The organism is Brevibacterium sp. NPDC049920 (assembly GCF_040656435.1).
Taxonomy (GTDB): Bacteria; Actinomycetota; Actinomycetes; order Actinomycetales; family Brevibacteriaceae; genus Brevibacterium; species Brevibacterium pityocampae.
Window position 1 is genome coordinate 138,083 of sequence record NZ_JBFAMF010000006.1, and the last position, 20,615, is coordinate 158,697.

Consider the following 20,615-nt stretch of genomic DNA (forward strand, 5'->3'; position numbering starts at 1 on the left):
GAGGTGCCGACAGCGTGCGCATACTCCATATCGCCCCGGAGGGCCAGGGCATCGCCCCGGAGGGCCACGGACGCGACTGCGCTGCTTTGCCCGCACTCGACTACCTGCCGCACACCGTCCACTCCGCATGCCCGGACCCGGCGTCCCTGCTCGCCGCCCCACCGGCCGACGTCGCGCTCCTCGATGCGACCGGGGACCTCGGCCTCGCTCCCACCATGGCCTCGCGGCTGGCCACGGTGGGCATCGATCTGCCGCTCATCATCGTCCTCACCGAGGGCGGCCTCGCCGCGGCCAATCCGAGCTGGAACGCCGTCGACATCGTCCTCACCACCGCCGGACCGGCGGAGATCGACGCCCGCCTGCGCCTGGCGGAGATGCGCGCGGTGCCCCGCGAGCCCGCCGACTCCCCCGTGGTCGCCGGCTCCCTCGTGATCGACGAGGGCAGCTACACCGCCTCCGTCGCCGGCCGCCCGATCGACCTCACCTACAAGGAGTTCGAGCTCCTCAAGTTCCTCGCCCAGCACCCCGACCGCGTCTTCACCCGCGCCCAGCTGCTCCAGGACGTGTGGGGCTACGACTACTACGGGGGCACGCGCACCGTCGACGTCCACATCCGGCGCCTGCGCGCCAAGCTCGGCTCGGAGCTCGAGTCCGCGATCCACACCGTGCGCAACGTCGGATACCGCTTCAGCCCCCCGGCGGCCCCCGAGCCGGTCGTGGCCCTCGCCTCCCCCATCCACTCACCGGAGGACACCGATGTCAGCGCCTGAGATCCGCCCCGCGACCGCCGCGCCGGACACCCTGCCAGCCCTGCTCGCCGCCGCCACCCGGGCCGACGGCTCCCCACCCCTGTCCGACGGGCTCCTCGAGGCGCTCGCGCAGCCCGCCGCCGGCACCCGGATGTGGACGGCGACCGACGGTGCGGAGCTCCTGGGCTTCGGAGTCGCCGCGGCCCAGGGGGAGCGCGGCGCCGCCGAGGCGACCGTGGCCCCGGCCGTGCGCGGCACCGGACTCGGCGGGGACCTCGTGCGCACCATGGACGCCGACCTCGCCGCCGCCGAGGAACCGGCCTGGTTCTGGTCGCACGGCGACCACCCGGCCGCCGCCCACCTCGCTGCCGAGCTCGGCTACACCCGCGGTCGCGAGCTCCTGCAGCTGCGCACCGACCCCGTGGCCGAGCTCGACCTGCCTGCGCCCGCACCCCCGGCCGGGGTGACGATCCGCCCGTTCGCCCCCGGCGACGAGGACGAGTGGCTGCGGGTGAACAACGCCGCCTTCGACTGGCACCCCGAGCAGGGCCGGCAGACGCGCGCCGATCTCGACGCGATCGTCACCGCGCCCGGGTTCGTCCCGGCCGACGTCCTCATCGCCGAGCGCGAGGACCGGGTCATCGGCTTCCACCACACCAAGCTCCACCGCGACCACCCCTCCGGCGCCGCCACCGGTGAGGTCTACGTCATCGGCGTCGACCCCGCCGTGCACGCCTCGGGGGTGGGCCGCGCCCTCACCGTCGCCGGCATGCACCACCTCGTCGGCTCCGGGGCCGAGGTCGTCGAGCTCTACGTCGAGAGCGACAACACCCCGGCGCGCCGCCTCTACGAGTCGCTCGGCTTCGTCCACACGATCGTCCACGTGAGCTACGCACCGCCGGCCACCGCACAGGAGTCCTGAATGTACGACGTATCGGCCTTCGGGCTCGAGCACGAGCTGCCCGCTCCGCCCGACCGGTTCCTCGATCGCGAGCTCAGCTGGCTGGCGTTCAATGAGCGGGTCCTCGAGCTCGCCGCCGACACCTCGATCCCGCTCCTCGAGCGGGCGAACTTCCTCAGCATCTTCGCGTCCAACCTCGACGAGTTCTTCATGGTCCGCGTCGCCGGCCTCAAGCGCCGGATCGCCACCGGGCTCGCTGTGCCGTCGATCACCGGCGCCCAGCCGCGGGCCGTCATGCGCTCGCTCGGCAAGCACGCGCACGTCCTCATGGAGCGCCACTCCGAGCTGCTCAAGACCGACATCGGCCCCAAGCTCGACGCCGAGGGGATCTTCTCCGTGTCGATCGCCGACCTCACCGCCGACGAGCGGGCGAAGGTCGACGAGTTCTTCGAGTCCCGCGTGTTCCCCGTCCTCACCCCGCTCGCCGTCGACCCCGCGCACCCCTTCCCCTATATCTCCGGGCTCTCGCTCAACCTCGGCGTGCTGCTGCGGCACCCGCAGTCCGGGGCGGAGCTGTTCGCCCGGGTCAAGGTCCCGCAGGTGCTGCCCCGGTTCATCAACGTCTCGGAGACCGCGGACTCCCGGCAGGTGAGCCCGGAGTTCCCGGCGCGGTTCATCGCGCTCGAGGAGATCATCGCCGCCCACCTCGACCGGCTGTTCGAGGGCATGGAGATCGTCGACCACTCGCTGTTCCGGGTCACCCGCAACGAGGACGTCGAGGTCGAGGAGGACGACGCGGAGAACCTCCTCAAGGCCCTCGAGAAGGAGCTGCTGCGCCGCCGCTTCGGACCGGCCGTGCGCCTCGAGGTGACCGACGACCTCCACCCGCGGGTGCGCGAGATCCTCACCCGCGAGCTCGGCATCGACGAATCCGAGATCTACGAGCTGCCCACCCCGCTCGATCTCCGCGGACTGTCCGAGATCACCGACATCAGCCGCGACGATCTCCACTTCCCCAAGGCGGTCCCGGCGATGAACCGGGACCTGTCGCGGGCGGAGACCTCCGAGCAGGTCGACATCTTCGAGGCGGTGAGCGAGCGCGACATCCTCCTCCACCACCCCTACGACTCGTTCTCCACGAGCGTCCAGGCGTTCCTCGAGCAGGCGGCCGCGGACCCCAAGGTGCTCGCGATCAAGCAGACCCTCTACCGCACCTCGGGCGACTCCCCGATCATCGACGCGCTCGTCGACGCCGCCCAGGCCGGCAAGCAGGTGCTCGCGGTCGTCGAGATCAAGGCGCGCTTCGACGAGGAGGCGAACATCACCTGGGCGCGCAAGCTCGAGCGCGCCGGGGTGCATGTGGTCTACGGCATCGTCGGCCTCAAGACCCACGCGAAGCTCTGCCTCGTCATCCGCCAGGAATCCACCGGGCTCGTGCGCTACTGCCACGTGGGCACCGGGAACTACCACCCCAAGACGGCCCGCGGGTACGAGGACTTCGGACTGCTCACCCGCGACCCGGAGGTCGGCCAGGACCTCACCAAGCTCTTCAACCAGCTCTCCGGCTACGCCCCGCACGCCGACTACTCCCGGCTCCTCGTCGCCCCCAACCGGGTCCGCGCGGGCCTCATCGAGCTCATCGAGTCCGAGACCGAGCACGCCCGGGCCGGGTGTGAGGGGCGGATCCGGATCAAGGTCAACTCGATCGTCGACGAGCCGATCATCGATGCCCTGTACCTCGCCTCGCGGGCCGGGGTGCGGATCGAGCTGTTCGTGCGCGGCATCTGCGCCATCCGCCCCGGGATCCCGGGGCTGAGCGAGAACATCACGGTGCGCTCGATCCTCGGCCGCTACCTCGAGCACTCGCGGATCTTCGTGTTCGGCACCGGCGACCGGATGGTCGCCTACATCGGCTCGGCCGACCTCATGCACCGCAACCTCGACCGCCGGGTCGAGGCGCTCGTGCGGCTGTCCGCCGCCGAGCACATCGCGGAGGTCGACGGCCTGTTCGACCTCGCGTTCGCCCCGACCACCTCCTCGTTCCACCTGGGCGCCGGTGGGATCTGGTCCCGGCACTCGCGCGGCCCGGACGGGGAGCCGCTCACCGACTACCAGTCCGAGCTCATCCGCCGGCACCACCGGCGCCGGGCGGTGGACCGCGCATGAGTCCCAGCGCAGTCACCAACGCCGAGGAGTCCGCCCGCCTCCAGGCCGATGTGCTCGCTGCCGGCGCCGTGTGCTGGCGCGAGGGCGCGAGCGGCCTCGAGGTGCTGCTCGTCCACCGGCCCCGCTACGACGACTGGTCGTGGCCGAAGGGGAAGGTCGACAAGGGCGAGACGCTGCCGGAGTGCGCGGTGCGCGAGGTCGCGGAGGAGACCGGGTACCCGATCCACCTCGGCCTGCCCATGCCCTCGGCCCGCTACACCGTGGGCCGGTCCCTGACCAAGCACGTGAGCTACTGGGCGGCCGAGGTGAAGAGCGAGAAGCGACCGCGGCCCGACAACCCCAAAGAGATCGACCGCGCGGAGTGGTTCCCGGCCGGCGTGGCCCGCGGCAAGCTCACCCGGTTCGCCGACCGCGAGCAGCTCGACCGGCTCGAGCACGCGCACTCGACCGGCGCGCTGCGCGCCTGGGCGCTCATCATCGTGCGCCACGGCAAGGCGTTCCCCCGCTCCAAATGGCACGAGACCGAGCACGTGCGGCCGCTGCTCGCACTCGGCACCCGGCAGGCCATGGCGCTCACCGGCCTGCTCGCCGCGTGGCGCATCAAGCGCGTGGTGTCGAGCCCGTGGAAGCGCTGCGTGGCGACGCTCAAGCCCTACGCCGCCTCGGCCGGGAAGAGCATCAGGACGGCCGGGCCGCTGAGCGAGAAGGCCAACGCGGCGAAGCCGAAGAAGACCGCGCAGACCCTGGAGAAGATCCTCGAGAAGGGCCGGCCGACGGTGCTGTGCACCCACCGCCCCGTGCTCCCGACGGTGCTCACCACGCTCGCCGAGCACGCCCCGGCCGGGCTCGCCGAGCGGCTGCCGGGCAAGGACCCGTACATGAACCCCGGAGAGATCCTCGTCGCATACGTCCGGCCCGGGCCGGTTCCCCGGATCGTCGAGTTCGAGCGGTACCGACCGATCGACGCCTGAGCGGCCGCCTCGGGCACGGCCCCGGATCAGGGAGTGAGGAGAGCTGCGAGGCGCGGATCACCGACTGTGATCAACGCCTCAGCACTTGGCGGCCGAGTTGTGCCCCCGTTTACCGTCCGTTCACCTTCCGAGGGCCTCACGGTCACGCATCGCTCCTAGCGTATGGATGTACGCGGGGCGCTGCCCCGGTCTGAAGCTCCTCGACGAAAGGCATCTTCGTGAAGATCACGCGACTTGCTCCTGCTGCGGCTCTCCTCGCCGTCGGCGCCCTGACCCTGTCCGCCTGCGGCGGCTCCAACGGCGGCTCCAACGGCGGAGGTGAAGGCGGAGAGGGCGGCGACAGCGGCTCGATCGCCGGCACCCTCATCGGCGGCGGCGCCTCCTCGCAGGAATCGGCCATGACCGCCTGGGTCGAGGGCGTCAAGGGCGAGCACGCCGACCTCACCGTCCAGTACGACCCGGTGGGCTCCGGCTCGGGCCGCGAGGGCTTCCTCAACGGCCAGTACTCCTTCGCCGGCTCGGACGCCGCGATGGACGACGACGAGAAGAGCCAGGCCGAGTCGATCTGCGGCCCCGAGGGCGTCTTCCACGTCCCGGCCTACATCTCCCCCGTCGCCGTGGCCTACAACCTGCCCGAGGTCTCCGAGGCCGTGAAGATGGACGCCGACACCATCGCCAAGGTCTTCACCGGTGAGATCAGCAAGTGGAACGACGAGGCCATCGCCTCGCAGAACGAGGGCGTCGAGCTCCCCGACCTGGACATCACCGTCGTCCACCGCGCCGACGACTCGGGCACCACCGAGAACTTCACCGAGTACCTCGCCGCCGCCGCACCCGACTCCTGGACCCACGACGTCGTCGAGGCCTGGCCCTCCGACATCGCCGCCGAGTCCGCCCAGCAGACCTCCGGCGTCGTGTCGCTGACCAACTCGACCGAGGGTGCCATCACCTACGCCGACGCCTCGCAGGTCGGCGAGCTCGGCACCGTGGCCGTGGGCGTGGGCGAGGAGTACGTCGAGTACTCCGCCGATGCCGCCGCGCAGGCCGTCGAGTCGGCCGAGCAGGCCGAGGACGGCTCCGTCGAGCTCGACCGCGACACCGAGGAAGCCGGCGTCTACCCGATCGTCCTCGTGTCGTACCACATCTACTGCAAGCAGTACCAGGACCAGGAGACCGCGGACCTCGCGAAGGCCTTCGCGACCTACGTCGTCTCCGAGGCCGGCCAGTCCGAGGCCGAGGGCGCTGCGGGATCGGCTCCGATCTCCGCCGGCACCCGCGATGCGGCCATGCAGTCCATCGATGCGATCGGCGTCCAGGGCTGATAGTGTCCACCACCTGCGGCGATCACTGACGATGCAGCCACCGGGTCACAGCTCCATCTGACCCGGTGGCTGCATTGCGCAGGTTGCACATCGATCGCCGCCCTGTCGTTCCACCCACCCGTGAGCGGATCAGCGCCGACCGGGGCAAACCGAGGAAGTCATCGTGACTCAAACAGCTTCTGCAGAGCCGAAGAAGGGTTCGGCTCTCAAGAGATCCCGCGGCGGGGCCGCCGGTGACAAGGTGTTCTCCAACACCGCGCTCGCCGCCGGCGTCATCATCCTCCTGGTGCTGGCATTCGTCGCCATCTTCCTGGTCACCGAGTCGCTCCCCGCGCTCTGGCCCCAGGTCTTCTCCGACCACGACTCGATCGAGAGCGCCGACACCTTCGGCCAGTACGTGCTGCCCCTCATGGGCGGCACGGTCCTCGCCTCGATCATCGCGCTCATCCTCGCCACCCCCGTGGCCGTCGGCATCGCGCTCTACATCTCGCACTACGCGCCGCGGAAGATCGCCACCCCGGTCGGCTACGTCATCGACCTCCTCGCCGCGATCCCCTCGGTCGTCTACGGCGCCTGGGGCATGACCTTCCTCGCCGCCTCGATGGTGCCGATCTACGGGTGGCTGCACAACAACCTCGGCTTCATCCCCTTCTTCGCCGGGGACCCCTCGACCACCGGACGCACCCTGCTCACCTCGGGCGTCGTGCTCGCGGTGATGATCCTGCCGATCATCACCTCGCTGTGCCGCGAGATCTTCATCCAGACGCCCAAGCTCCACGAGGAGGCGGCGCTCGCGCTCGGCGCCACCCGCTGGGAGATGATCAAGATGACCGTCTTCCCGTTCGCCCGTGCCGGCATCATCTCCTCCGTCATGCTCGGCCTCGGCCGCGCTCTCGGCGAGACCATGGCCGTCACCCTCGTGCTGTCGCCCGGTGTGTTCTCGCTCAGCCTCATCACCTCGGGCCGCAACGCGACGATCCCCTCGGAGATCGCGCTCAACTTCCCCGAGGCCTTCGGCATGCGCCAGTCGGAGCTCATCGCAGCCGGCCTCATGCTGTTCATCATCACCCTCGTGGTCAACATGATCGCCCGCTGGATCGTGAGCCGCCACAAGGAATTCTCGGGAGCCAACTGATGAAGACGACCGATACCGCAGCGCCGGACCCGCGCACGCAGGTCAAGAAGAAGAACGCGCTCACCGCCGGCCAGAAGCCCGCGTGGACCTGGATCGCCGTGCTCGTCGGGGCGCTCGTCCTCGCCGGGGTCGTCACCGCGGTGCTCAGCGGCGGATTCAACTGGCCCGGCTTCGTCATCCTCACCGGCGTGTTCTACGTCATCGCGATGTACATCGTCACCCTCGTCGTGGAGAACCGCCGCCGGGCGACCGACGGCCTGTGGAAGAACCTCGTGTGGGGCGCGTTCCTCGTCGCGCTGCTCCCCCTGATCTCGGTGATCTGGACCGTCGTGGGCCAGGGCCTGCCGACCCTGCTCGCCAACCCGAACATGCTGTGGGTCGACATGGGCGGCGTCACCGGCGCCTCCGACCAGGCCACGGTGAATGAGGGCGCCCCGCTCATGGGCGGCTTCCTCCACGGCCTCATCGGCTCGGTGGCGATCACCGCGATCGCCACGCTGATCTCGGTGCCGATCGGCCTCATGGCCTCGATCTACCTCGTCGAGTACTCCCGCGGCGGCTGGTTCTCGAAGGCCATCACGTTCTTCGTCGACGTCATGACGGGCATCCCGTCGATCGTCGCCGGCCTGTTCGCCTTCGCCGCCGTGCAGCTGTTCATCACGACGTTCATCGGCGAAGGCCCGGCACAGCTGCAGATGGTGAAGATGGGCCTCACGGCCGCGATCGCACTGTCGGTGCTCATGATCCCCGTGGTCGTGCGGTCGACGGAGGAGATGCTGCGGGTCGTCCCCAACGAGCTCCGCGAGGCCTCCTACGCGCTCGGCGTGCGCAAGTGGCGCACGATCCTCAAGGTCGTGCTCCCCACTGCGATGTCCGGCATCGCCTCGGGCGTCACCCTGGCGATCGCCCGCGTCACCGGTGAGACCGCTCCGATCCTCGTCACCGCGGGCTTCGCGGCCACGGTCAACTGGAACGTGTTCTCCGGCTGGATGACCGCCCTGCCGGTCTACATCTACCGCCAGCTCGTCAACCCGACCGCTCCGTCCGCGGCGGAGCCCTCCGCTCTGCGCGCCTGGGCCGCGGCCCTCGTGCTCATCATCATCGTCATGGTGCTCAACCTCATCGCCCGCATCATCGCCCAGGCCTTCGCGCCCAAGAAGACCGGCCGCTGAGTCGCGGTCCGACTGAATCCCAGGAAGAGATCTCATGTCCAAGCGCATCGACGCCCGTAACCTCAACGTCTACTACAGCAAGTTCCTTGCGGTGGAGGACGTCAACATCAACATCGAGCCGCGCTCGGTGACCGCGTTCATCGGTCCGTCCGGCTGCGGCAAGACCACCTTCCTCCGCACCATCAACCGCATGCACGAGGTCATCCCCGGCGCCTACGCCGAGGGTGAGCTGCTCCTTGACGGCGACAACATCTACGCCCCCGGCGTGGACCCGGTCAACGTCCGCGCGATGGTCGGCATGGTGTTCCAGCGGCCCAACCCGTTCCCGACGATGTCGATCCGCGACAACATCCTCGCCGGCCACCGGCTCAACGGCGCGCGGATGTCGCGCTCGGAGGCCGACGACATCGTCGAGCGCTCCCTGCGCGGTTCGAACCTGTGGAACGAGGTCAAGGACCGCCTGGACCGCCCCGGCTCCGGTCTGTCCGGCGGTCAGCAGCAGCGTCTGTGCATCGCCCGCACGATCGCCGTCTCGCCCGATGTCATCCTCATGGACGAGCCGTGCTCCGCTCTCGACCCGATCTCCACGCTCGCGATCGAGGACCTCATCAACGATCTCAAGGAGGAGTACACGGTCGTCATCGTCACGCACAACATGCAGCAGGCCGCGCGCGTGGCGGACAAGACCGCGTTCTTCAACATCGCCGGCACCGGCAAGCCCGGCAAGCTCATCGAGTACGACGACACGAGCACGATCTTCTCCAACCCGGCGAACGAGGAGACCCAGAACTACATCTCCGGTCGCTTCGGCTGAGCTGAGGCCCGTGTCCCGGAACTGAACTCCGCCCGGGATCCGACGCGCCACGACTGCCGCGCAGCGCTGTCCGACGACAGTCCTGCGCGGCAGTCCGCATTCATCCCGACGCACGCCTCGGCACCCGGCGCGCACCTCGGCCCCCCGCGCACGCCTCGGGAAGTGTGGTGGTTCCGAGGGAGAATGCCACCATCAACACCACCACTCTCGGACGGAACCACCACACTCCTGCCGGGAGCCCCCGTGCTCAGGCGCGCAGGGCGAGGAGTGGGAGGGCGAGGAGAGCGGCGAGCAGCCCGGCGGCCGGCAGGCTCAGCAGCCAGGAGCCGACGACCGGCATGAGGTAGCGCATCCGCACCGAGGCCCGGCGGCCGCCCAACTGGGTGCCGAGGTTCGCGGCGACGACGATGAAGCTCATCGACACCGGCACCCGGAGCATCAGGGCGGTGATGTACATGAAGGTCGTCGAGGTGAAGTCCGAGACCGCCGCCTTCACCGGGTCGAGGTCGACCATCCGCACGCTCAGCGTCCGGGCGATCCGCCAGCCGCTCACCAAGGTGCCGAGCGCCAGCGCGACGGCGATGGTGATCCGGACCGGCCAGTCGATCGAGAACGCCTCGAGGCCCACCGGTGCGGAGGTCGTGTAGGCGAGCACGGCGACCATCATGATCGCCGCGGACTTCTGCGCGTCCTGGATGCCGTGGGCCAGGGACAGCCCCCCGGCGAGCACGCTCGATATGATTCGGCTGCGGCGGAACAGCGGCTTCGTGGCGAGCGACCCGCCGAACGCGGCCATCGCCCGCATGGCGAGCATCGCGAGCACGAACGCGACGAGCGGGGTGAGGACGAGGGGCGCGAGCACCGAGGTGAACAGCTCGTGCCCGGAGGAGCTCGCCCCGAACACCAGCCCGGCACCGATCAGCCCGCCGAACAGACAGTGCGTCGAGGACACCGGGAGGGCGGCGAGGTAGGTCGCGATGTTCCACAGCAGCCCGCCGAGCACGCCGGCGAACACGATGAGGAGGATGTCGCGGTGGTCGCTCGGGAGCTCGATGATGTTCTCCGCCACGACCTGCGCGATGCCCTGCCCGAGCAGCGCCCCGATGAAGTTGAAGACCGCGGCGAGGGCGAGCGCGAGCCGGGGGGTGAGCGCACGGTGGACGACGGCGTTGCCGACGGTGATCGCGGCGTCGTGGAACCCGTTCATGAACGCGAACGCGACGACGAGGACGATCACCGCCGCGAACAGCAGCTCCACCTCAGGACTCCTTGACCGCGATGGTCCCGATCACGCGGGCGATCTCCTTGAAGGAGCGGGAGGCCTGGACGAAGGCGGCGGAGAGCTGGATCGCGGCCATCGCGTAGGTGAGCCCGCGGCGGGAGGCCGGGACTGCGTCGGACACCCGCTGCTGGAGGCCGACCGCCCGGTGGTAGAGCGTGTCGATGCTCTCGACGTACTCCCACTGGTCGGTCTTGCCGCGCAGCCGCTGCGTCATCCGCAGGGTCTGGTCGGCCTGGGTGGAGAGCAGCGCGAGCATCTCGAGCGCACCGACCGGCAGGTCGTCGAACGCCGAGGACGTCATCGCGAAGCCGACAGCGTCGAGTGCGTGGCACGTCACACGCAGGCTGTCGGAGAGGAGGTACAGATCATCCCGGTCGAGCGGGGTGACGTAGTTCTCCCGCAGGCGGCGCAGCACGGCCCCGGCCGAGGCGTCGGCGGCATCGCAGATCTCCTGCATCCGCCCGGCGGCCGCACGGCGTTCGTCGACGGGGATGCCGGAGAGCTCGGCGAGGACGAGGCTGCCGTCCTGGAGGTGCTCCGCGAGTTCGATGAACAGCTCGTAGAACTGCGATTCCCGGGGGACTCGGCGCAATCGCACGCGGTTCTCCTCGTTCGGCGGCGCTGGGGAGGGGTGGGTGCCGGACCGAGAGCGCCTCTCGGCGGTAGGCCGCTCGAAGCGGCTGATGTTGGAGCCCGGGGCTTCAGCGGTCCGGCACCCGGTGCGACCCTTGCGGGCCACGTCAGCAGGATACAGTCCGGGCCGAGGAAACCCAATGCGCGCAGGTGCGGTCCGACCGACGGAGCGTGGTCGACCAGTGCGACGGTGCAGCCGACCGCGCCGGGCCCGCTCAGCCGAGGCGCCCGATCCGGTGGGCGCGGGCCGCGCCGGCGAGGTCGCGGGCGAGGTTCTCGAACTGCTCGGCCCCCGTCCCCGTGTCCCCGGTGAGCACCCGGCCGCGCGCGGCGACCTCGACGAACGCCGAGGCGCGGGCGAGGGCGATCGCGAAGTCGCCGGTGAAGGCCCCGGCGAGGATCTCATCGGCGGCGCGGGCGACCGCATCGGGTCCCGGCGGTGCCTCCACCCCGGCGATCACCTCGGCGACGGTGTGACCCTCCCGCCCGGCGGCGAACCAGGCGGCGGCCTGCTGCGGGGAGCGGCGGATCCAGTCGCGCAGGGCGTAGAGGCGCCACAGCGCACCGGGCAGGGACACGGCGGGGGCGGTCGACCAGATCTCGGCGACGGCCTCGAGCCCGACCTCGTCGGCGAGCTGCACGAACCGGGCGGTCGCAGCGGCATCGCGCTCCCCGTCCCGGGTGCCGACGAGGAGCGCGGCGGTGGCGTGCGCCGCCTCGGCCCGGGCGGCCGGGTCGGGCTGGGGCGCGAGGTGCTCGAGGTCGGGCATCATGCGCGGCTTGTGGTGACGCGGTGGGTTGGACATCGCCGTCCAGTGTAGTGCGGGGGCACCGCACGGCTATTCCCCGCCGGCGCTGGGAGTTGGATCGGAGCGGGGGCGCGGGCACGGTCGTAGACTGGGCACCGGCGTCAGACTTCACAATGCCGCTTGTGGGTATCCCCCGTGCAGGTCACGGGGCCCGCAGCGCGCGAGAGAGGAACTCCCATGGTGAAGAACGCAGTGGTCAATGCCGGGCTCGGACGGGCCGCCGGGATGATGGTCAACGAGGACGGCACGCTCCACCCCAAGGCCGAGGGCGGGGTGCGCAGGCTGCTGAGCGTGCAGCGCCCGATCGTGCTCGCCTACCTCCGCAGCCTGCGGCGTCGGCACCCGGAGGCGACTCCGGCCGACATCGCCGAGATCGTCCGCAGCCACTACGTCAACCTCACCACCGGCGGCGGGGCCGCGGTCGGTGCGACCGCCGTGGTGCCGGGCATCCGCACCGGTGCGGCGATGGGTGTGGCGGCAGTCGAGACCGCCGGGTTCCTCGAGGGCTCCGCGCTCTACGCGCAGGCCGTCGCCGAGCTCCACGGGCTCCCGGTGCGGGATCCGGAGCGCGCGAACGTGCTCGTCATGGGCCTCATGCTCGGGGAGTCCGGGCGGGAGCTGGTGAAGAAGTTCGCCGGTCAGGCCAGCGGCACCGGACCCGCGGTGACCGCGAACTGGGGCCAGATGGTCACCAAGCAGCTGCCGGCGTCGATGATGAATTCGCTCACCCGCCGGATGCGCAAGATGCTGTTGAAGAAGTACGCGGCGAAGGCGAGCGGCTCGTTCGTCGGGCGGATCCTGCCGTTCGGGGTCGGCGCGGTGGTCGGGGCCGTGGTCAACCGGACGATGGCGAACACCGTCGTCGACCATGCGCGGACCGCGTTCGGGCCGTTCCCGGTGAACTTCGAGCGCGAGCTCGACCCGCAGGTGAGCACGCCGCGCCGCGATGCGAACATCGTCGGCGGGCTCAAGAACGTGCTCCGGCTGAAGAAGAAGCGCGCCGGGGAGGTCATCGACGGCGAGGTCGTCGACGAGCAGGAGGCCGAGCGCGGACGGAAGGGCCGCAAGGGCCGCGGCTTCGGTCGGAAGGGCGACGCCGGTCGGAAGGGCAGTGACGGCCGGGGCGGGCCGGACATCGTCGCCCACACCGGCTCCGCGGACCCGGATACCGCGGACGAGGCGCCCCGCACCTACCACCCCGACGCCCGCCTCTGAGCCGGCTGGATCCCGTGCTCCGCTGAGGGTGCCGGGGCCCGCGCCCGGCTGAGCACCGCCGTCCATCGACCTGTCGCTCCTGCCCGTTTCTCCCACCGAGGATCGAGCATGAACGGCAGGTCGACGGCGTTCTGGCCCGGGGCCTGCAGGGTTACCGGCAGAGCCGGGTCAGTGGGAGCGGCGCGCGGCCCACACGAGCATGAGGCATGCGAGCGCGGTGACGAGGCCGAGCGCGAAGACGACGAGGAAGCCGGACAGAGCGGGCACTTCGGCCCCGGCGTGGCTCTGGCTCGTCGCGGCGAGCACCATGCCGGTGACCGCGGCCCCGCTGCTCGTGCCGACGCTGCGCATGAGGGCGTTGACGCCGTTCGCCGAGCCGGTGACCGAACGCGGCACCTCGGCCATGACGAGCGTGGGGATGGCCGCGTAGGCCAGGGCGAGACCCGCGCAGAGCACGGTGCTCGACAGCACGAGGTGCCCCACGGCGTCGTGCCACACGAGGGTGTAGCCGTAGGCCAGTGCGATGGTGAGCGCCCCGATGCCGGTCGCCATGTGCCCGCCGAGGCCGCGGATGAGCCGGGCGGAGACCGGGGCGAGCGCCATCATCGCGAGCGCGCCGGGGACGAGTGCGAGGCTCCCCCCGAGCATCGTGAGGCCGAGCCCGGCGTCGGTGTCGGCCGGCAGCTCGAGCATCTGCATGAAGGCGACCTCCATGACGAAGAAGGAGAAGCCGAGCGCGATCGAGCCGAGGTTGACGAGCAGGAGCCGGCGGCGGGCGAGCAGACGCAGGTCGACGATCGGCTCCGCCACGCGCAGCTCGAACACACCCCAGGCCAGGAGCACCGCGACCCCGCCGAACCCGAGGCCCAGGGTGGGTGCCGAGGCCCAGCCCCAGACCGGGCCCTGGGACACGGCGATGAGGATGCCGGACAGGCCGGCGGCCAGCCCGATCGCGCCGAGCACGTCGACGCGCTGGTGGGTGCCCGGCGAGGCCGGGACAGCGGCGAGGATGCCGAGGAAGGTGATGACCCCGAGCAGCGCGGAGGCCCAGAACAGGAGCTTCCAGTCGCCGAGCTGGACCACCCAGGCGCTGAGCGGCAGACCGAGCGCCCCGCCGAACCCCAGGCTCGCGCTGACGATCGCGATGCCGGTGGTGCTGCGGCGGGGGTCGGGGTGGTCGCCGAGGATCGAGATCGCCACGGCGATGATGCCCATGCTCGCACCCTGCAGCGCCCGGCCCACGAGGAGCCCGACCAGGCCGGTGGACAGTGCTGCGACGAGCGAGCCGAGGATGAGCAGCCCGATGAGGGCGAGCGCGACGGTGCGCTTGCCGAACAGGTCGCCGAGGCGCCCGGAGATCGGCGTCGTCACGGCGGCGGCGACGAGGGAGATGGTGAGGACCCAGGCGGTCGAGGCGCGCGAGGCGTCGAGGAGGCCGGGGAGGTGGTTCTGGATGGGGATGACGAGCGTCTGCATGAACGAGCCGCCCGTGCTCGCGACGGCGAGCGCGGCGATGAGGCGCCAGGTGCCGCGCGGGTCGGCGGGCGCGGGGTCCGTGCGGTCGTGGGCCATGTTCCACCGCCTCCGCTCGTTCGTGTTCCGCTCGTGGTCCGCTGCTCGTCCGCTCGTGGTCTGCGGGCCCGGGCTTATGCGGCGCACGGTCGATGTGGGCCCGTGCAACATTACCGATTCGGCCGGTGCAGCGTGGGCAGGCGTCCACGGATGGAATTGGGCGGGGGCTCGCGCGCGGATTAGACTTGACTCGCGCACGCTCGTGCGCTGAACGGCCGGCTCCGCGCTGGAGCCGCCGTTCGGGCCTCTAGCTCAGTTGGTAGAGCAGCGGACTTTTAATCCGCGGGTCGTGGGTTCGATCCCCACGGGGCCCACCGTGCGCTCCGAGGTCTGTTGTCGCCTCCCCGGATTCCGAGGTGCTCCACCAGCGGGAGCACAGGCATCTGCGACGACTCGTCCTGGCCTGTCCGAGCGCGCCCAGGCCGGGAGCTGACCGGTATCCGAAGACCGTCGCCGCCGCACGCGCCGACTGCCGGACACACCCGAGCCGCCGACCGGGGCCTCGCAAATCTGACGTCAACCTCAAGAACCACCGCCGGCGGTGGTATATATGAGGGAGCTCACACAGCTGTGGGCCCCTGCATCGACCACCGCACCACGCACCCGGCACCATCGACGGGCAGCGTGCCACGCGAGAGTCCCTCGACGAGGAGGAACCCCATGACCACTGTTCGACACGGACGATTCCTGTCCCTGGCCGCACTCGCGGCCTCCGCGACCTTCGCCCTGAGCGCCTGCGCGGGCAGCGCCGGCGGTGGAGGCGGAGGCGGTGAGGGCGGCGGCAGCGGATTCGACTACGGCGCCTCGCAGGAGGACGTCGACGCCGCGCTCTCCGAGCTCGACCCGGTCAACATCGTCTACCAGGCCGGTGCCCAGGGCCCGAACTCGGTGTCCGCGCAGTCCGCCCACGACTTCAAGGAGTACGTCGAGGAGCGCTCCGGCGGGAAGATCACCGTCGAGGTCATCTGGGCACAGGCGATCGCCGGCTACTCCGAGATCGACGATGCCCTGTCCGACGGCCGCATCGATGTCTCCTACGCCCTGCCCATCTACGACCCGTCGACCTACCCGGCGTTCGACGCGCTGGCCACCACCTCGGCCGGGCTGCCGAACTCCCCCGTCGTCGGCGAGCTCGTGGGCAACGCCGCGATCATCGACATGGCGTGGAACTCCGAGGAGATCCTCCAGGGATACGAGGAGCAGGGCATCGTTCCGCTGACCCCCGTGGTGAGCACGGGCAACCACCACGCGATCTGCTCGGATTCCGGCACCACGCTCGACGACTGGAAGGGCCGCCAGGTCCGCATCCCCAGCGTCTCCCTCGAGAAGGTGGCGAGCAACCTCGGCGCCACCCCGGTGTCGATGGAGTACGTCGAGGTGTTCGAGGCGATCCAGCGCGGCACCGTCGACTGCACGCTCGCCCAGCTGCTCCCCTCGGAGGAGGCCGGTCTCCTCGAGATCGCCCCGAACGTCTCCTACGCCTCCCCGGAGTCGAGCCTGTCGAGCCGCGGCGCCGGCGCGATGCTCGCCGGCTCGAACTTCCAGAACCTCCCGCTCGCCTACCAGCAGATCATCTTCGACGCGGGCGAGGGCGGGTTCATCGCGAGCTCCGAGGTCATCGCCAAAGGCAACGCCGCAGGCGTCAAGCAGCTGCGCGAGGCCGGCGGCGAGATGGCCCCGCTCGATCCCGAGGCGGAGAAGAAGTACAAGGAGACGAACGACGAGCTCATCGCGCAGGTCGAGGAGGACGGGCTCATCGGCTCCGACGCCTCGCAGCGCATGAAGGACGCCGCGGACAAGTGGAGCGGTGTGGCCGAGGAGATCGGCTACGAGGAGGGCGGCGACTTCGACTCGCTCGACGAGTGGTACAACGCCGATGACTTCGACTACGCGCCGTTCGCAGCACAGCTCTTCGAAGAGGTCTACCTCCCCCACCGCCCGAGCTGATCGCCGGCGGCCGCATGCCCACCCGGGTGCGCGGCCGCCGGCCGACAGCGGGCCTCAACTCGACCCCGGGCACGCCGCCCGTCCGTCATCGCGGACGACGGCACCCGGGGTCGACTGCGTCTGCGTAATACGCAGCGCACGGGTGTCACTTGTAGTACACGAGCTGGTGCGTGGTGGCGAGCAGGTCACCGGACTCGCCCCAGATCTGGGCGGCCTGGTCGAACAGCCCGTGGCCGAACCGCGAGCCCTGCGCCACGCCGAGCAGGTACTCGCCCTGCGCGGCGAGCTCCTCGGCCCCGGCGTGGAAGTACGCGGTGAAGCTCACGGTGCCGGCCGGGGCGCGCTCACCCGTGCGGAGGAAGATCCGCGGGAAGAACACGTCACAGGCCGAGGCGAGCGCCGGGAAGTCCCAGCCGCGCGGCTCGGCGTGGCGGAACCACTGCTGGGTCGCCGAATCGGCACGGGCCTGCTCGGGACCTTCCGGGATCTCGCCGTCGATCACGCGCATCTCGTAGCGGTTGAGCCACGGCAGCGGCAGCGCGCCGGGCCGCGGCGCCACCTCGGCCGGCGGCGGCACCTGCGGGAAGTCCGCCTCGGTGTCGGACCAGGTCTCGCGCACCTGCGCGAACAGCGCGGTCCCGGTCAGCAGGGTCTTGCCCTCCTGGGTCGCGGTGATCGTCCAGTGCTGGTTCGAGCGGTTGGTGCGCACGGGGACGGCGGTGAGCGTGTACTCGCCGTCGGCGATCGGCGCCAGGTAGTTCACGGTGAGGGCGGCCGGGCGGCCCTGCACCTCGGGATGCTCGAGCACCGCACGCAGCGCGACGGCCGCGGTGACCCCGCCGTAGGGGCCGACCATGTTCGCCCAGTCCGGGTGGGTGCGCGCGGTCACCGAACCGCTGCCGTCGGGGGTGAGGGCGATCGCCTCGTCGAACGAATGGGTCATGGGTCCTCCTGGATCCGGCCGCGCGGCGGCTGCGAGTGGGCGGGCGGCACCTCGGCGGTGAGGCGCATCACACCCCCGAGCCTAGTGAGCCGACCGGGCGGGCGGGAAACCGGGGTCCCACCAGGCGGTCGGATGCGGCCTGGCGGAGATCGGCGCCCGGCCGGTCACACGCCTTAACAGCCGGACGCCGGAGCCGAGGCGTCCGCGAGTGCGGATTCGAACTCCGCCCGCTCGAGCCGACGGCCGAACACGGGCCCGTCGACGTCGAGGAGGTGGGCGCGGTCCGGGCCCAGGACCACCGGGTCGAAACCGAGGCGGTCGACCAGCGCGGCGACTGCTTCGAGCGCGGCGGGATCGTCCCCAGCAACGCCGAGCGCCCGCCGGCCGGGAGCCCCAGCGGGGCGCGCATCGGCGGCGAGGTCGGTGTAGGCGGCGTGGTTGAGCGTGCGGACCACGGCGAGGTGCAGGAGGTCCCCGGCGAGCCAGCAGGTGCCGCTCAGCTGCGGCTCCGCCCCGGCCGGCGCAGCGATGCCGTCAGTGGCCTCCCAGGCGTTCGTCGCGTCGATGACGATGCCGCGGAGGGCCGCGAGGTCGAGGCCGGCGAGCGCAGGGCGCGGGACGGCGAGGATCGTGATGTCGGCGCGGGCGGCGAGCTCGGCGAAGTCGACGAGCTGCGCCTCCGGCAGCAGGCTGGAGACGATGAGGTCGAGCATCGGCTGGCCGGGCCGTCCGGCGAGCACGAGTTCGCAGCCGGCGTCGATGACGAGCCGGCCGAGGGCCGTGCCGAGCTTGCCGACACCGACGATGCCGATGGTCGTCGCAGTGGTCTTCACGACCGATGCAACGTGCCCTGCGCACGGGCTATTCCGCGAGCCCGCAGCCGGCCCGGAATAATTGATCCTTCAACCAGGTTCCGACTGTCATGACTCATGAATTCGGCATCGACACCTTCGGCGACGTCACCGCGGGCCCCGACGGCACACTCCTCCCCCACGCGCAGACGGTGCGCAACGTCGTCGAGGAGGGCGTGCGCGCCGACGAGGTCGGGCTCGACTTCATCGGCATCGGCGAGCACCACCGCGACGACTTCGCCGTCTCCGCTCCGGAGATGGTGCTCGCCGCGATCGCCGCGCGCACCGAGCGCATCCACCTCGGCTCCGCCGTCACCGTGCTGTGCTCCGACGACCCGGTGCGCGTCTACGAGCGGTTCGCCACCCTCGACGCACTGAGCTCCGGCCGCGCGGAGGTCATCCTCGGCCGCGGCTCCTTCACCGAGTCGTTCCCGCTGTTCGGCTACCGGCTCGAGGACTACGAGGACCTGTTCGAGGAGAAGCTCGCCCTGTTCGCGAAGCTCCGGCAGGAGCAGCCGGTGACCTGGCAGGGCACCCACACCCAGGACCTCGATGCGGCCACCCTCTACCCGCCCGTCGAGAGCGGGGAGCTCAAGACCTGGATCGCCGTCGGCGGCAGCCCGCAGTCCGTCATCCGCGCCGCCCACCACGACCTGCCGCTCATGCTCGCGATCATCGGCGGTCCGGTGGACCGGTTCGCCCCGTTCGCGGACCTCTACCGGCGCGCTCTCGCGGAGTTCGGCGCCACCGAGTCCAACCCGATCGGCTACCACTCCTACGGTCATGTGGCCGACACCGACGAGCAGGCGATGGAAGAGCTCTACGAGCCCTACACCGCGCAGGTCGCCCGGATCGGCGCCGAGCGCGGCTGGGGCCGGCCGTCACGCGCATCGTTCGAGCACGAGGCGCAGCACGGCTCAATGGCCGTCGGCTCCCCGGAGACCGTGGCGAAGAAGATCGCCGCCGGCATGCAGGCCCTCGGTGCCACCCGGTTCGACCTCAAGGTCAGCACCGGCCCGCTCGCGCACGAGAAGATTATGCACAGCATCGAGCTCTACGGCGAGAAGGTCGTCCCGCTCGTCCGCGACATGCTCAGCTGAATCGTCCGCGACATGCTCAGCTGACCTGGAGCACGCGCTCACGACTGTGGGGCTTTCGGCAGAGGGTGGTGGCATCAACGGCCCCATTCTCCGCCGGAAGCCCCACAGTTCCGTCCGGGCCGGGCACGCGCACCCGGCTCCCACCTCGGCAGCGGGGTGCGCCGGGGCGGGCAGTCACGACTTGGTCACGAAGGCTCGACACCACCCGCATGACCTGGGCATGCGCCCCTCATCTCGCTACCTTGGATGACACCGCGACCGCTCTGCGGAGGCGCGGACGGGGTCTGCCCGCGCAGGCCGCACGGAACACACACCATGCTGACGTGAGATGAATCGATAGGGGCGGACGCCATGTGGGACTACCTTGTGGACCGACTGCCCCAGATCCTGTTCGCCGGCTGGCAGCACTTCAGCCTCGTCGTCCAGTGCCTCATCCTCGCCACCGCGCTCTCGATCGTCCTCGCCGCGCTCGTCTACCGCTCCGGCGCCTGGACCTCGGTCGCGAACTCCGTGACCGCGATCGGCCTGACCATCCCGTCCTTCGCGCTCATCGGCCTCCTCATCGCCCCGGTGGGCTACGGCGTGACCCCGGCGGTCATCGTCGTCACCTTCTTCGCCACCCTGCCGATCCTCCGCAACGCCGTGGTCGGCCTGTCCTCCGTGCCGGCCGCCACCGTGGAATCGGCACGCGGCATCGGGATGAGCCGGATGCGCACCCTGCTCACCGTCGAGCTCCCCATGGCCTGGCCGGTGATCCTCGCCGGGATCCGCGTCTCCGCCCAGATGGTCATGGGCATCGCAGCCGTCGCCGCCTATGCGCTCGGCCCCGGCCTGGGCGGGCTGATCTTCTCCGGCCTGTCCCGCCTGGGCGGCGCGAACTCGCTCGAGTCCGTGGTCGTCGGCGTCATCGGCATCATCATCCTCGCGCTCCTGCTCGACCTCATCCTCGTCGGCATCGGCCGGCTGACCACCCCGAAAGGTATCCGTGCCTGAGAATCCCACCGGTCCCGCCGCGCCCCAGGACCGCACCCCG

Annotated in this window: 18 protein-coding genes and 1 tRNA gene; 13 read left to right on the forward strand and 6 right to left on the reverse strand. The window is 70.8% G+C overall.

Annotated elements, in window-relative coordinates:
- Window positions 1-86: 86 nt before the first annotated feature.
- The 8 genes from AB0I45_RS07800 (at window position 87) to pstB (ending at window position 9,230) form a co-directional block, all read left to right on the forward strand.
- Window positions 87-770: a response regulator transcription factor gene (locus AB0I45_RS07800; RefSeq protein WP_247423648.1), complete on the forward strand. Its 684-nt coding sequence runs from the start codon at window positions 87-89 to the stop codon at window positions 768-770.
- A complete protein-coding gene (gene mshD / locus AB0I45_RS07805) occupies window positions 757-1,671 on the forward strand; it encodes a mycothiol synthase (protein ID WP_345029596.1) in 915 nt (304 codons plus the stop codon). The genes AB0I45_RS07800 and mshD overlap by 14 nt, the downstream gene beginning before the upstream one ends.
- Entirely contained in the window at window positions 1,672-3,816 is a 2,145-nt protein-coding gene (locus AB0I45_RS07810; protein ID WP_345029594.1) for an RNA degradosome polyphosphate kinase, read from the forward strand.
- Complete coding sequence (locus AB0I45_RS07815) at window positions 3,813-4,787, forward strand: NUDIX hydrolase (RefSeq protein ID WP_137318852.1); 975 nt, start codon at window positions 3,813-3,815, stop codon at window positions 4,785-4,787. The genes AB0I45_RS07810 and AB0I45_RS07815 overlap by 4 nt, the downstream gene beginning before the upstream one ends.
- 218 nt (window positions 4,788-5,005) lie before the next feature.
- Window positions 5,006-6,109: a phosphate ABC transporter substrate-binding protein PstS gene (locus AB0I45_RS07820; RefSeq protein WP_345029591.1), complete on the forward strand. Its 1,104-nt coding sequence runs from the start codon at window positions 5,006-5,008 to the stop codon at window positions 6,107-6,109.
- A 163-nt stretch (window positions 6,110-6,272) separates the two neighbouring features.
- A complete protein-coding gene (gene pstC, locus AB0I45_RS07825) occupies window positions 6,273-7,244 on the forward strand; it encodes a phosphate ABC transporter permease subunit PstC (RefSeq protein WP_247423426.1) in 972 nt (323 codons plus the stop codon).
- Complete coding sequence (pstA, locus tag AB0I45_RS07830; protein ID WP_247423428.1) at window positions 7,244-8,416, forward strand: phosphate ABC transporter permease PstA; 1,173 nt, start codon at window positions 7,244-7,246, stop codon at window positions 8,414-8,416. The genes pstC and pstA overlap by 1 nt, the downstream gene beginning before the upstream one ends.
- A 34-nt stretch (window positions 8,417-8,450) precedes the next feature.
- Window positions 8,451-9,230: a phosphate ABC transporter ATP-binding protein PstB gene (gene pstB, locus AB0I45_RS07835; protein ID WP_137318848.1), complete on the forward strand. Its 780-nt coding sequence runs from the start codon at window positions 8,451-8,453 to the stop codon at window positions 9,228-9,230.
- Between the two features lie 247 nt (window positions 9,231-9,477).
- Here pstB and AB0I45_RS07840 read toward each other — a convergent pair whose 3' ends face one another.
- The 3 genes from AB0I45_RS07840 to AB0I45_RS07850 all read right to left on the reverse strand — a co-directional run bounded on the left by AB0I45_RS07840 (window position 9,478) and on the right by AB0I45_RS07850 (window position 11,951).
- On the reverse strand, window positions 9,478-10,488 hold the full coding sequence (locus AB0I45_RS07840; RefSeq protein ID WP_137318847.1) for an inorganic phosphate transporter: 1,011 nt from the start codon (window positions 10,486-10,488) through the stop codon (window positions 9,478-9,480).
- Window position 10,489: 1 nt separating this feature from the next.
- A complete protein-coding gene (locus tag AB0I45_RS07845) occupies window positions 10,490-11,110 on the reverse strand; it encodes a DUF47 domain-containing protein (protein WP_137318846.1) in 621 nt (206 codons plus the stop codon).
- 250 nt (window positions 11,111-11,360) lie between these two features.
- Window positions 11,361-11,951, reverse strand: a complete 591-nt coding sequence (locus AB0I45_RS07850) for a hypothetical protein (protein WP_247423433.1) — start codon at window positions 11,949-11,951, stop codon at window positions 11,361-11,363.
- 180 nt (window positions 11,952-12,131) lie between these two features.
- Between AB0I45_RS07850 and AB0I45_RS07855 the strand changes: the two genes are divergently transcribed.
- A complete protein-coding gene (locus tag AB0I45_RS07855) occupies window positions 12,132-13,169 on the forward strand; it encodes a hypothetical protein (protein ID WP_137318845.1) in 1,038 nt (345 codons plus the stop codon).
- 168 nt (window positions 13,170-13,337) lie between these two features.
- On the opposite strand, the gene AB0I45_RS07860 is transcribed toward AB0I45_RS07855, so the two are convergent.
- Window positions 13,338-14,741, reverse strand: coding sequence for an MFS transporter (locus AB0I45_RS07860; RefSeq protein WP_345029584.1), 1,404 nt, complete (start codon window positions 14,739-14,741; stop codon window positions 13,338-13,340).
- A 241-nt stretch (window positions 14,742-14,982) separates the two neighbouring features.
- On the opposite strand from AB0I45_RS07860, the gene AB0I45_RS07865 reads away from it, so the two are divergent.
- A tRNA-Lys gene (locus tag AB0I45_RS07865) sits at window positions 14,983-15,055 on the forward strand.
- Window positions 15,056-15,401: 346 nt separating this feature from the next.
- Window positions 15,402-16,688, forward strand: coding sequence for a C4-dicarboxylate ABC transporter substrate-binding protein (locus AB0I45_RS07870; protein WP_345029582.1), 1,287 nt, complete (start codon window positions 15,402-15,404; stop codon window positions 16,686-16,688).
- A gap of 145 nt (window positions 16,689-16,833) precedes the next feature.
- Here the strand turns inward: AB0I45_RS07870 and AB0I45_RS07875 are convergent, their stop codons facing one another.
- Window positions 16,834-17,631 carry a thioesterase family protein gene (locus AB0I45_RS07875; protein ID WP_247423470.1) on the reverse strand — a complete coding sequence of 266 codons (798 nt, stop codon included), beginning with the start codon at window positions 17,629-17,631 and terminating at the stop codon, window positions 16,834-16,836.
- A gap of 173 nt (window positions 17,632-17,804) precedes the next feature.
- Window positions 17,805-18,464 carry an NAD(P)-binding domain-containing protein gene (locus AB0I45_RS07880; RefSeq protein ID WP_345029578.1) on the reverse strand — a complete coding sequence of 220 codons (660 nt, stop codon included), beginning with the start codon at window positions 18,462-18,464 and terminating at the stop codon, window positions 17,805-17,807.
- A gap of 89 nt (window positions 18,465-18,553) precedes the next feature.
- Between AB0I45_RS07880 and AB0I45_RS07885 the strand changes: the two genes are divergently transcribed.
- Complete coding sequence (locus AB0I45_RS07885) at window positions 18,554-19,582, forward strand: LLM class flavin-dependent oxidoreductase (protein ID WP_345029576.1); 1,029 nt, start codon at window positions 18,554-18,556, stop codon at window positions 19,580-19,582.
- Window positions 19,583-19,933: 351 nt separating this feature from the next.
- Window positions 19,934-20,575 (forward strand): ABC transporter permease, encoded by a 642-nt coding sequence (locus AB0I45_RS07890; protein ID WP_137318838.1) that lies wholly within the window; start codon window positions 19,934-19,936, stop codon window positions 20,573-20,575.
- Window positions 20,576-20,615: the final 40 nt, after the last annotated feature.